This is a genomic window from Halopenitus salinus, from assembly GCF_055397165.1.
On the sequence record NZ_AP043853.1, the window covers coordinates 443,076 to 455,341 of the forward strand.

General features: G+C 67.6%; 11 protein-coding genes. 5 read left to right on the forward strand and 6 right to left on the reverse strand.

Annotated features, from left to right (window positions below; genetic code table 11):
• Window positions 1–38 precede the first annotated feature (38 nt).
• The 3 genes from ACZ5YD_RS03980 (at window position 39) to aglJ (ending at window position 4,822) form a co-directional block, all read left to right on the forward strand.
• On the forward strand, window positions 39–1,715 hold the full coding sequence (locus ACZ5YD_RS03980; RefSeq protein ID WP_379745468.1) for an aldehyde ferredoxin oxidoreductase family protein: 1,677 nt from the start codon (window positions 39–41) through the stop codon (window positions 1,713–1,715).
• 132 nt (window positions 1,716–1,847) lie between these two features.
• Window positions 1,848–3,800, forward strand: a complete 1,953-nt coding sequence (gene thrS, locus ACZ5YD_RS03985) for a threonine--tRNA ligase (protein ID WP_379745465.1) — start codon at window positions 1,848–1,850, stop codon at window positions 3,798–3,800.
• A 104-nt stretch (window positions 3,801–3,904) separates the two neighbouring features.
• The gene (aglJ, locus tag ACZ5YD_RS03990) at window positions 3,905–4,822 is read left to right on the forward strand and encodes an S-layer glycoprotein N-glycosyltransferase AglJ (RefSeq protein ID WP_379745462.1); all 918 of its coding nucleotides are present in this window, start codon (window positions 3,905–3,907) and stop codon (window positions 4,820–4,822) included.
• A gap of 31 nt (window positions 4,823–4,853) precedes the next feature.
• Here aglJ and ACZ5YD_RS03995 read toward each other — a convergent pair whose 3' ends face one another.
• The 5 genes from ACZ5YD_RS03995 to ACZ5YD_RS04015 form a co-directional block, all read right to left on the reverse strand.
• Entirely contained in the window at window positions 4,854–5,180 is a 327-nt protein-coding gene (locus tag ACZ5YD_RS03995; RefSeq protein ID WP_379745459.1) for a hypothetical protein, read from the reverse strand.
• A gap of 83 nt (window positions 5,181–5,263) precedes the next feature.
• Complete coding sequence (locus ACZ5YD_RS04000; RefSeq protein ID WP_379745456.1) at window positions 5,264–5,683, reverse strand: hypothetical protein; 420 nt, start codon at window positions 5,681–5,683, stop codon at window positions 5,264–5,266.
• A 60-nt stretch (window positions 5,684–5,743) separates the two neighbouring features.
• Window positions 5,744–7,903: a type II secretion system F family protein gene (locus ACZ5YD_RS04005; RefSeq protein WP_379745616.1), complete on the reverse strand. Its 2,160-nt coding sequence runs from the start codon at window positions 7,901–7,903 to the stop codon at window positions 5,744–5,746.
• A gap of 10 nt (window positions 7,904–7,913) precedes the next feature.
• Window positions 7,914–9,539, reverse strand: coding sequence for a type II/IV secretion system ATPase subunit (locus tag ACZ5YD_RS04010; RefSeq protein ID WP_379745453.1), 1,626 nt, complete (start codon window positions 9,537–9,539; stop codon window positions 7,914–7,916).
• A gap of 147 nt (window positions 9,540–9,686) precedes the next feature.
• Entirely contained in the window at window positions 9,687–10,199 is a 513-nt protein-coding gene (locus ACZ5YD_RS04015; protein ID WP_379745450.1) for a DUF7549 family protein, read from the reverse strand.
• A 120-nt stretch (window positions 10,200–10,319) separates the two neighbouring features.
• On the opposite strand from ACZ5YD_RS04015, the gene ACZ5YD_RS04020 reads away from it, so the two are divergent.
• Together ACZ5YD_RS04020 and hisF are read left to right on the forward strand one after the other, a co-directional pair.
• The gene (locus ACZ5YD_RS04020) at window positions 10,320–10,796 is read left to right on the forward strand and encodes a DUF5793 family protein (RefSeq protein ID WP_379745447.1); all 477 of its coding nucleotides are present in this window, start codon (window positions 10,320–10,322) and stop codon (window positions 10,794–10,796) included.
• 96 nt (window positions 10,797–10,892) lie between these two features.
• Window positions 10,893–11,708, forward strand: a complete 816-nt coding sequence (hisF, locus tag ACZ5YD_RS04025) for an imidazole glycerol phosphate synthase subunit HisF (RefSeq protein ID WP_379745444.1) — start codon at window positions 10,893–10,895, stop codon at window positions 11,706–11,708.
• Window positions 11,709–11,866: 158 nt separating this feature from the next.
• Here the strand turns inward: hisF and ACZ5YD_RS04030 are convergent, their stop codons facing one another.
• A complete protein-coding gene (locus ACZ5YD_RS04030; RefSeq protein WP_379745441.1) occupies window positions 11,867–12,145 on the reverse strand; it encodes a DNA-directed RNA polymerase subunit L in 279 nt (92 codons plus the stop codon).
• Window positions 12,146–12,266: the final 121 nt, after the last annotated feature.

The following is a 12,266-nucleotide window of genomic DNA, read 5'->3' on the forward strand; positions in this document are numbered from 1 at the left end:
CCGGTGACTTCTTGATGGATCCGGGGCAAGATCGATCCATGCTCCACAATCGCGGTCCGCTGTTGACGGTCGACGTCGGGGATCAGTCGACTGAGGAGACGGACATCGACGGGATCCACGAGCGCTACATCGGGGGGCGCGGCGTCTGCACCCGGCTCGCCCACGAGCGGATCCCCTTCGACGTCGACCCCTTCGGCCCGGAAAACCGGATCGTGTTCGCCACCGGCCCGATGCAGGCGTCGACGATGAGCTTCACCGGCCGGATGAACTGCACCGGCGTCTCGCCGCTCACCGACGGCCTGCTCTCGAGCAACGCCGGCGGGTTCATGTCGCGGAACTTCGCGGCGACGGGCTACGGAGCCGTCGAGATCGCCGGCGAGAGCGACGAGCTGCTCGCGATCCACGTCCGCGACGACGGCGTCGAGTTCGAGGCGATCCCCGATCTGGCCGGCGCGACCGTGAGCGAGACGGCGGATCACCTCGAGGAGGAGCGCGGGATCTCGCCCGATCAGACCGCGATCATCGGCCCGGCCGGGGAAAATCGGGTCCGGTTCGCGTCGATCATGACCACGAAGGAGCGCGCGTTCGGCCGCGGCGGGCTCGGCGCGGTCCTCGGCGCGAAGAACGTCAAGGCGATCACCTTCGACGGCGACTCGGCCCCGGAGATCGAGATCCCCGCGGCCCAGTCGGAGATCCACCGCGAGGCCGCCACCGACGACAACATCATGAAACGGCAGGGAACCGTCGCCGTGATGGACCTCGCGAACGCGATGGAGGGGCTTCCCTCCTACTACTTCTCCGAGCGGGAGTTCGCGGGCGTCGAGGGGATAAACGGCGACGCCGTCGAGAAGAAGAAGTACAAGAAGGGGACCTGCTCGGCCTGCGCGTTCGCCTGCAAGCTGCCGACCCGCGACGAGGAGCGCGGCGTCGAGACCGAGGGCCCCGAGTTCGAGGTCGCGATGGCGTTCGGGTCGAACTCCGGTGTCGACGACATCGTCGACGTGATGGAGTCGAACCGGCTGTGTGACGAGTACGGCCTGGACGCCATCTCCGCGGGCAACACGGTGGCTGCCTACCTCGCGAGCGAGGACGCCTTCGGCGACGTCGAGTTGATCCACGAGACCGTCGAGAGGATCGCTCGTCGGGAGGGGATCGGCGATCTGCTCGCGGAGGGGATCGACCGGTGTCACGACGAGCTCGGCGTCGAGAACTGGTCGGTCAAGGGAATGGACTTCGCCGCCCACGAGGGCCGCGTCCTGCACGGACAGGGGCTCTCGTATGCGGTCTCGAACCGCGGCGCGGACCACATGTACGCGACCTTCTACTCCGTGGAGTACCCGCTCGTCCCCGAGGAGGACGCCCTCGATCCCGAGGGGACCCTCGGGAAGGCCGGCCGGCTCGTCGAACGCGAGAACCTGATGGCGCTCAACGACGCCGGCGTCGTCTGCAAGTTCTCTCGCGACTACATGAACCCCGAGCGGTACGAGGCGCTCTTCGGCGAGGACTTCGATGATCTCCTCGCGGTCGGCGCCCGAATCGTGACCCTCGAGCGTCACTTCAACAACCGGCGCGGCGTCGACGGCGAGGACGACACGCTCCCCTACGACATCCCCGATCTCGAGGCGGCGATCGACGAGTACTACGACGCCCGCGGCTGGGAGGACGGCGTCGTCCCCGAGGACGGCCTGCCGGCCGACTACGGCGCCGAGGCGTAAGTAGGTCCCAGCGACTGCGGAACCGAGGCGCGATCGAAAATCGAGGGCGTGGCGGTCGACCTCCGGTCCGCGAATTCGTCGGCGTCCCGCCATCCAACAACACTTATCCCGATCCTCCGGCTTCCCGAACGTATGAGCGAGACCGATGCGCAGGCCGACGTGACGGTCGTCCTTCCGGACGGATCGCGGTTGACCGTGCCGGACGGGTCGACACTCGAGGACGTCGCCTACGAGATCGGCCCCGGGCTCGGTCGCGACACCGTGGCGGGGAAGATCGACGGCGAACTCGCGAGCAAACACGACCCGGTCCACGACGGCGCGGAGATCGAGATCGTGACCGAGGACTCGGACGAGTACCTCACGGTCCTGCGCCACTCGGCGGCCCACGTCTTCGCGCAGGCGCTCCAGCGGCTGTATCCGGACGCGAAGCTCACGATCGGCCCGCCGACCGACGACGGGTTCTACTACGACGTCACCGGCGTCGACCTCGACGAGGACGACCTCGAGGCGATCGAAGCGGAGATGGAGGCGATACTCGAGGCCGACTACGACATCGATCGCGTCGAACGCGACCGCGAGGAGGCCTTCGAGATCTACGCCGACAACCCGTTCAAACGCGAGATCCTCGAGACCGAGGCCGCCGGCGAGGAGACGGTCAGCTTCTACGTCCAGGACGACTGGCAGGACCTGTGTCAGGGGCCACACGTCGACTCGACCGGCGAGATCGGCGCCGTCACCCTCCTCAACATCTCCTCGGCCTACTGGCGCGGCGACGAGGACAACGAGAGCCTCACGCGCGTCTACGGGACCGCCTTCGAGTCGGAGTCGGACCTCGAGGAGTTCATCGAGATGCGCGCCGAGGCCGAGGAGCGCGACCACCGGAAGATCGGCCGGGAGATGGATCTCTTTTCCATCCCCGACCACTCGCCCGGGTGTGCCCACTACCATCCCAACGGGATGCGGATCCGCCGCGAGCTCGAGGAGTACATCCGCGAGAAGAACGACGAGCTGGGCTACGAGGAGGTCTGGACGCCCGAGTTGAACAAGGCCGAACTGTGGAAGCCGACCGGCCACTACGACGCGTTCAAGGAGGAGGGCGAGATGTTCGCGTGGGAGCAGGACGACACGGAGTACGGCCTCAAGCCGATGAACTGCGCGAACCACGCGCACGTCTTCGACGACTCCCAGCACTCCTACCGCGACCTCCCGCTTCGCTACTCCGAGTTCGGAACCGTCTACCGCAACGAGCAGTCGGGCGAGCTCTCGGGGCTGCTCCGGGTCCGGGGGCTCACCCAGGACGACGGCCACGCGTTCGTCCGACCCGACCAGATCGAAGACGAGATCCGCCGGACGATCGGCGTGATCGAGGACGTCTACGCGCAGTTCGATCTGGAGATCATCTACAAGCTGGAGACGCAGGGCGAGAACTCGGTCGGGAGCGACGAGATCTGGGAGAACGCCACGGACGCGCTCCGGAACGCCCTGGAGTCGAAGGGGCTCGAGTACGACGTCGAGGCGGGCGAGGCCGCCTTCTACGGCCCCAAGATCGGCCTCGACGCCCGCGATGCGATCGGCCGCGAGTGGACGATCGGCACCGTCCAGGTCGACTTCAACATTCCGCAACGCCTCGATCTCACCTACGCCGGCGAGGACAACGAGGAACACCACCCCGTGATGATCCACCGGGCGCTGCTCGGCAGCATCGAGCGGTTCATGGGCGTGACGATCGAGCACTTCAAGGGCAACTTCCCGCTTTGGCTGGCGCCCGAGCAGGTCCGCGTGCTCCCCGTCTCGGACGACGCGCTCGGGTACGCCCACCGCGTGAAGAACGCGATCGACGACGCCGACTTCCGGGTCTCCGTCGAGGACCGCGACTGGACGGTCGGTCGCAAGATCCGCCAGGCGCACGACGACCGGCTCCCGTACATGATCGTCGTCGGCGGCGACGAGGCGGAGGCCGGAACCATCTCGGTGCGCGACCGCTTCGAGAACGAGCGCGGCGACGTCGACCTCGACGACTTCATCGAGCACCTCCGGAGCGAGCGCGAGGAGAAGCGCACCGAGCCGGACTTCATCGAGGCGTGAACGACGAGGGACCGCGGCTCCGGCGGTGAAAACGGGACCCCCGTTCGGGGACCGTCGACGAGGAACCCGCATACTTAACCACCCACACGGACCACGATTCGACGATGACGGGGTCCCCGGACGTGTGCGTGCTTCTCCCGACGATGGACGAGGCCGCCACCATCGCCGACGTCGTCCGCGAGTACCGCGAGTGTGGCTTCGAGAACGTGCTCGTGATCGACGGCGGCTCCACCGACGGGACCCCGGACCTCGCTGCGGACGCCGGCGCGCGCGTGGTCGAACAGTCGGGCGAGGGAAAGGGACAGGCCGTCCGGGAGGCGGTCCGCGATCACGTCGACGCGGAGTTCGTCCTGCTCGCGGACGCGGATGCGACGTACGACGCCGAAGACGCGGAGACGATGCTCGAGCCGCTCCGCTCCGGGCGGGCCGAACACGTCATCGGCGATCGGTTCGCCGACATGAAGCCGGGCGCGATGACCCGGCTCAACCGGATCGGAAACCGGATCATCAACCGGGCGTTCGCCCGGATCCACGGGACCGACTACCGGGACATCCTCTCGGGCTACCGCGCGTTCACCCGCGAGTCCTTCGAGCGCCTCCACCTCACCGCGGAGGGGTTCGGGATCGAGACCGAGATGGCCGTCGAGTGCGTCAAACACGACGTCTCGGTCGCCGTCGTCGACATCACCTACCGGCCGCGTCCCGAGGGGTCGGACACGAACCTGCGTCCGGTCCGCGACGGCGGGATCATCTTCCTGGAGCTCTACCGGAAGGCGAAGACGAACAACCCGCTTTTCTACTTCGGCAGCGTCGGTCTGGCGGCGACGCTCTCGGGAGCGCTCGTGGCGGCCTACGTCCTCTACGAGTGGATCACTCGGAGCGTGGGCCACGAGATCCTCGCCGTGGTCTCGGCGGCCGGCATCCTACTCGGGATTCAGCTTCTGATGTTCGGCGTGCTCGCGGACATGATCCTCACGCTTCACCGCGAGGAGATCGAGGGACGTGACCGTCGATCGGAGTGAGCGAGCAGACCGCGTCCACCACGTCTCAGAGTTAGAAGGGCAAGGCGTCGCGGAGCCGCTCGAGGATCGACCCGCCGCCCCGGCGGCGACGCTCCTCGAAGATCGGGTGTAACGCGTTCATCAGTTCGCTCTTCGTCTCGAACCGTTCGGGACCCGCACGCTCGAGCGCGTCACCAAGATCGAGGGTATGTCCGGACGCGTCGTAGGGGATCTCACGAGCCGGGATGCCCCGGAGGACCTCCTCGCTCGTCGCCGGGAACGAGAGGTCCGACTCCTCGAGGCGGGCGTCGAGCGCCGCGATCCCGAACTCGATCGCCTCCGGCGTCTCGTCGTCGTTTCCTGGGGGCCGGACAGCCATTGTGTCCCCGTTCGATCCGTTGCCTCAAAAATCCAGGCGACTCGTCCCGGAGCGACCGTCCGGACGAGCCGTCCCCACGGGTCTCACTCCGGGATCGACTCCTCGGGCGGGACCGCATCGACGATCGTCAACGGGAGCTTTCGACCGGCCCGATCGAACGCCGCGACGCAGTCCGCCTCCCACGGCGGCACCGCCACGATCACGACCGCCGACAGATCGTCGGTCTCGTCGATCCGGAGCCCGCCGGCCGGGTGCGACAGGAAGCGGGCACGGCCGCGTTCGGAGGGCGTCGAGAGATCCATCCCGAAGACCGAGTTCACGGAGCTCCCGACGTCCGGCAGCGTGAAGTGCGTCAAGACCGGGGTTCCCGGGTCGACATCGTCCGTCTCCCCGATCAGCTCCTCCGCGGGCGTCGCGGAGAGGAGAACGTTCGTCGACGTCGGCTCCGCCTCCGCCGCGTGTTCGAGGAGGACGGCCAACAGATCACGGGTGAGGTGGACCACGGATCGAGTGACGGCCCGGACGTGCATAAGTGGTAGCGACGAAACGGGAACCGCCGCCGATCACGCGAGGCCCATCGCGACGACCGACACGAAGGTCAACACGAGGAGGATGACGGCGTGTTTGACGCCATCCCGGAGGTCGCCCTCGCCGAGCTGTCCGGCGACGGCTCCCGAGCAGATCCCCTGGATGATGGCGGCGTGATAGAAGATCAGCTCGTAGCCCGCGATGTCGACGTCCCCGAATCCCTCCGCGATGTTGCCGACGCCGCCGACTCCGCCGGGGGTTCCGCCGCTTATGCCCTCGCCCACCCCGGATCCCGCGGCCTGTTCGATCGCGGGAATGAACGCGAGCGTGAGCGAGGCGATGATCCCGAGGAAGACGAGAAACGAGATGTAGATCACGATCAGGTAGGTCAACATCACCTGCCGGCGCTCCCGTCTGAGCCGCCGGGCGGCTCGGGTCTCGTCGGCCGCGATCGAAAGCACCGGCGCCACGTCGCCGCTCGCGCTCATCGCGTTGACGATCAGCGCGACGGATCGGGAGACGAGCGGGGATCGAACGCGTCGCTCGAGCCGGTAGAGCGCCGATTCGACGTCCGAACCCCACTGGACGTCACGCCAGGTCCGCTCGAGTTCCGGCGTCAGCTCGTCCAGGTCGGAGTCGGCCACGCGTTCGAGGCTCTCGACGACGGTCATCCCGGCGTCGTTGACCGACGCGAGGCGATCAAGGAAGTCGGGGACGGCCGACTCCATGCGACGCGTCCGCCGCTTTTGTACCTCATAGAGCGCCGCGTAGACGAGCCCGACGAGGATCGTCGACTGAACGACCGCGTCGTCGACGGCCCGGACGACGCCGATCGGGGACGTGGCGGAAAGCGGCGTCGTGGACGTCCAGATCCACACGCCCGCGACCGGGAGCGTCAACGCGAGCGAGAGGATCGGCCGCCGCAGGAGTAGCTCCCCCGGCCGCCGTGCCCATCCCAACGTCCGTCGGAGGCGGTCGTACTGTTCGAGCCGTTCGCGCTGGTGGTCGTGCGCTCGTCGTTCGCCGCCGGTCCGTGAGTCCTCGACTCCTCCGTCGGTCGCGCCCACGTTCGAGCCGGAACCGCCACGGATCGCCCCGAGAGCGGTAAATCGCCCCGGGACGATCGCGTCCGTCGCGTCCGAGAGGGACGTTCGGTCGGTCCCGATCGTGCGTGTGACGCTGTCGACGTAGACGACGAAGCCGGCGGTGGCAAGGGGGAGGCCGGCGTAGACGATCACACGCAGGATCGGGATCGTGTCCTGGAGGACGAGGCCGACGACGACGAGGATGGTGATGAAAAAGAGCGGTCCGGCGACGAGGACCGTCACGTACGCCTCCGCGAACGTCGAGAGCAGCTCGAGGTACTGCTCCTGTCTCGACTCCGACTCCTCCTGGTACCGCTCGTACTGGTCGTGGAGGTACTCCGGTAGCGACCGCCCGGAGCCGAGCACCGACGCGAGGTTCTCCGCGAACTCCTCGAGGTTCTCGCTCGGCGTATGGCGTGCGGTCCGCCGCAGCGCGGTCAACACGTCCGTCCCGAAGGTGTTCATGTCACGGACCGCGACGGCGAGTTCGGTCGCGGCCTCGCCGTAGACGTCCTCGTTCTCCGCGAGCGTCCGCATCACGGTCGGGAAGGCCATCCCGGACCGCGAAAGGGCGTAGACGAACGCGACCGTCCGCGGCAGCGTGGCGTCGATCGCCGCCGCGCGGGAGCTCGCGCGTTCCGACAGGAGGCCCCATCGAAGGACGTAGACGCCGATCGCCAGCCCGGAGCCGATCGTCGCCGACGAGAGGAGGAGGAGACCGAACAGCTCGAGCGGTTCGATGGCCGACAACCGGGCGAGTTCGCCCAAAAAGGAGAGCGGCTCCGGTAGCGTCCCCCGGATCGTTTCGGCGTTGACGTCCATGAACACGAGCGTTCCGGCCGCGAGATAGATCCCGAGAACGCTCCCGGAGACGCCGAGAACCGCGGCGTAAAACAGCGTTCGGGCGGCGTACACCCGATGTGTCCCGCCCGCGTGGGCCGCACGCATGCGGTCGCGCTGCCGGTTCGAGCGTGGAGAGTCGACGACGTAGTCGCCGAAGGCCGAAAGCGCGATCCGCGAGACGAACAGGTTCACCCGCCGGTGGACGAACGAGAGCGCGAGCACGCCGAGGACGGCCACGGTCACGAGGAGGGGGACGGTCCAGATCACGGCGGCGTTCTCATGCGTCCGCACCCTCGAGTTCCGTTTCGAGGCGGTTCATCACCCGATCGGGGTTCGCGTAGTACTCGTTTACGAGCGCCGTGAAACGCTTGTATCCGGTTATCTCCAGATCCACCAGGATCTCCAGGAACCGCTCCCGGCGGCGGATCTCCGAGAGGAGGGACCCGCGGTTCCAGCCCCGTTCCTCCTGGATCTCCGAGAGGAGCTCGGAGTCGTTGGCGACGAACGCGTCGCTTCCCGGCCGCCACTCGAAGGCGGACGAGTAGTCCAGCTCGCCGGTCCGCTGGTCGATGCCGCCGATCTCGCCTATCACCTTCGCCCGCCGAACGCGCTCGTCGTCCGACCGGACGAGCGTCTGAACCGACAACATGTCGAGCGACTGGACCATCGCCCGCGGGACGTTGATCGGGTCGTTCTCGAGGCGGTTGATGACCGTCTCGATCGAGTCCGCGTGCATCGTCGAGAACGTGGTGTGGCCCGTGTTCATCGCCTGAAACAGCGTCACCGCCTCCTCGCCGCGGACCTCGCCGACGAGGATGTACTCCGGGCGGTGACGCAGCGCCGACCGGAGCAGGTCGTACATGTCGATGTCGGTCCCCTCGTGGAGCCGCTCGCGGGTCACGGAGGAGAGCCAGTTGTCGTGGTACAAGGAGAGCTCGCGGGTGTCCTCGATCGTGAGCACCTTCGCTCGCGGCGGGATGAACATCGAGACCGCGTTCATCGAGGTGGTCTTTCCGGACGCGGTCCCGCCCGCGAAGATGAGCGACTTGTTGTGTTCGATACACAGCCAGAAGTAGGCCATCTGCTCGATCGAGAAGGTCCCGTAGTCGATCAGGTCGATCGGCGTGAACGGCTCCTCGGCGTACTGGCGGATGGTGAACGCGGACCCGCGCGGGGTGACCTCCTCGCCGAGCGCGAGCTCGGCCCGCGAGCCGTCCGGCAGCGTCGTCTCAACGATCGGCTCGCCGACCGAGATGTGTTTGCCGGACTGCTGGGCGAGGCGGATCACGTAGTTGTCGAGCTCCTTGCGACCGTACGTGACGTTCGTCTCGAGGTCGGTGTAGTCGTCGTGATAGACGAATATCGGCAGGTCGTAGCCGTCACAGGAGACGTCCTCGATGTGGGCGTCGTTCAGGAGGGGGTCGACCTTTCCGAACGCCCGGAAGTCGCGGTAGAGGTAATAAAACAGGGCGTGAAACGTGGCCATGTCGACGTTGGTGCCGTACTGTTCGAGCAGCGACTCGAGCTCCTCGCGGAGCGTCTCCTCCTCGGCGGCGTCGGTTCCCGAGCGGTACAACAGCGGATCGCGGATGTCCTCGACGATGCGCTCGAGCAGCGAGGCCGCGAACTCGTCGAGGTCGGGCTCGACGGCGTGATACCGGTACTCGCTCTCCTCGTCGTCGTGGGTGATGACGACGTAGGCGAACGGCGCGTTCACCCAGTAGCGGTCCACTTCGGTTTCGTCCGCCGGCGGTGAGAACGACCCGAGGGGGCCGTCCTCGCCCGGTCGAAACGGACGCACCGCGACGTCGACGCCGCGAAGCAGCTCCCAGGTGTACCTCGCGCGGCGGCGAAGCGTCTCGATGCGCCCCTCGATCCCGCCGGCGAGCGTTTCCCCCGACATCCTTCGTGCGTGTGGCGTACTCCATCCGGGACCATAAAGGCGTCCCGTCGATCGGGCGCGGGCGGGAAGGCGCCGATAGCACGCCGAGAACCCGCAGCCAGACGGCCGAGAATCCACCACCGGACCGCCGGAGATCCGTCGGACGGATCACTCCTCGCGTCGTTCGGCCAGCAGCAACGTGCCTCCGAGGCCGATGACGAGGACCGTCCCAACTGGGATCGGGATCCCCGGCACGCCGAGGGCGACGAGGAGGTAGTTCGTCACGCCGAGGACGATACCGGCGGCGAGCAACGCGGCGCCGATGACCTTCGCGGGGTCGACCGGGCCGGCCTCGAGACGCTCCTCCTCGAGGTAATAGAGGATCGAGACGAACACGGCGAGCGCTATCAGCGCGGAGCCGATCGCCCACGCAATGTAGGCGTCGTAGACGACCTCTCCCGCCTGCGTGCGGATGGCTCGACCGATGGGACGCAGGAAGAACGACCGCTCCTCGATCGTCCAGCCGATCAGGTACTGCACCTCGAGGAACGGATACCGGAGGAACAGCGCGTTCCCGTACCCCGGGATCGAGGCGTACGTCACGTTCCAGGGGACCAACGCGGCCAGCCACGCGGAGACGACCGCGAGCTCCCCGACGTATTCCGAGCGGACCCAGACCATGTCCCTACCGAACGCGGAGGGGAGGTTAAAACGACCGGTGGGTGCGCGTCGAACCGGTCGGGCGTCGAACCCGTCGGGCGTTACGTTCATACCCACAGACCGCCAACCGTCGAACGGGAAATGCGGCGGGACCACTTCGAACTGACGGTCGAGGGCGTCGAGCGCGACGGCGGCGACGGCGATCCGCGAAAGCCGTTCGTGCGGATCGACTTTCACGGCCCCGAGGGACTGTTGACGGACCGGCTCACCGGTCCCGACGGCGATCTGCTCGCGGCCGAGGAGACGGACGTCGCCTTTCGGCTTCGCGAGCCGATCGAGGATGAGTCCGCGACGGGCGTCGTCGCCGTGACGAACCGCGTCACCGGCGAGTTCGTCCTCGAGTTGAACGAGGCGGCCGAGGACGTCCTCGGGTTCATTCGGGCCGCCCGCGAGTACGGGCGGGCCACTGACGACGACGAGGAGGGACGCTACCGCGTCGAGATCGCGATCGACGGCGAGGTGCTCGTCACGTACGACAAGCGCACGTTCCTCGTCTACGACCCCGACGGCAACCTGCTCCGCGGCGAGAGCCTCATCCCCTCCGGCGTCGAGCTTTGACCGTCACTCCCCGTCGAGTCGGGACCGCCGTCCGTTCGCTCCAGCCCGCCGACCCCGGACCCTTTTAACCCATCCGGCGGGTAGTGTCGGCAACGAATGGGACTCACGAAACGGATCATCCCCTGCATCGACGTCGACCTCGACGAGGACGGGAACGCGGCCGTCTACACCGGGGTCAACTTCGAGAACCTGGAGTACACGGGCGACCCCGTCGAGCTGGCGCGCAAGTACAACGAGTCGGGCGCCGACGAGTTCGTCTTCCTCGACATCACGGCCTCGGCGGACGGCAGGGAGACCATGCTCGACGTCGTCCGCGGCGTCGCCGACGAGTGTTTCATCCCGCTCACGGTCGGCGGCGGCATCCGGACGACGGAGGACATCAAGGAGACCCTGCGCGCCGGCGCCGACAAGGTCTCCATCACGACCGGCGCCCTCGAGCGGCCGGAACTCATCGACGAGGGGGCGGCCGCCTTCGGCTCGCAGTGCATCGTCATCTCCATCGACGCCCGCCGCCGCCACGACGACGGGGGCGAACACTACGTCGAGGTCGACGGCGAGTCGGTCTGGTTCGAGTGTACGAAGAAGGGCGGCAGAGAGGGGACCGGCATCGACGCGATCGAGTGGGCGAGGGAGGCCGAATCGCGCGGCGCCGGCGAGCTGTTCATCAACTCGATCGACAGGGACGGGACGAAGGACGGCTACGACGTCCCGCTCATGCGCGCCGTCACCGAGAGCGTCTCGACGCCCGTGATCGCCTCCTCCGGGTGTGGGGGCCCGGAAGACGCCTACGAGGTGTTCACGGAGGCCGACGCGGACGCGGCGCTGGCGGCGTCGATATTCCACTTCGGCGAGTACACGATCGAGGAGGTCAAACAGTATCTCGACGAGCGGGGCGTCCCGGTTCGACTGTAGATGGGGACCACGATCTCGCGAGAAGCGGTCCGCGAGTCGAGCCGAATCGAATCCGCCGCGAGCGTCGGGCAGCACTCGGATCCGGACGGTCGGACGGGCCGTAGCTATGAGGGGATCGCGGCCTCAGGCGCTCCGCGGCTTCAGGTGGGGCGCCGGCTTCAGGCGGCCCGCACCGCGTCCGCGAGCGCGGTCGTCTGGTCCGTGATCGACCCGGCGGCGTCCGCGACGGCGTCGAGCGGGTCGGCGCCATCGGTCTTGACCGTGAGAACCGGATCCGTCTGGCCGCCCGACTGCTCGGGGTTGACGTCGTAGGTCGCCGCGGTGACCTCCTCGGTCTCCAACAGCGCGCCCTTCAGGACGTTCATGAACGTGTGGTCCTCGCCGGCGATCTCGATGCGGAGTTCCTGCTCGCTCTTGTCGATGACCCGCAGTTCCATGGCCTGGGGTAGGCCGGAGCGGCGTTTCAACGTTTCGTCTCCGGGTCGGCGATCGACGGCGGCGGTCGCGCCGGCGTAGCTATCGAGCCGAAAAAAAAACGAGAATCGGGTCGCGGTGCGG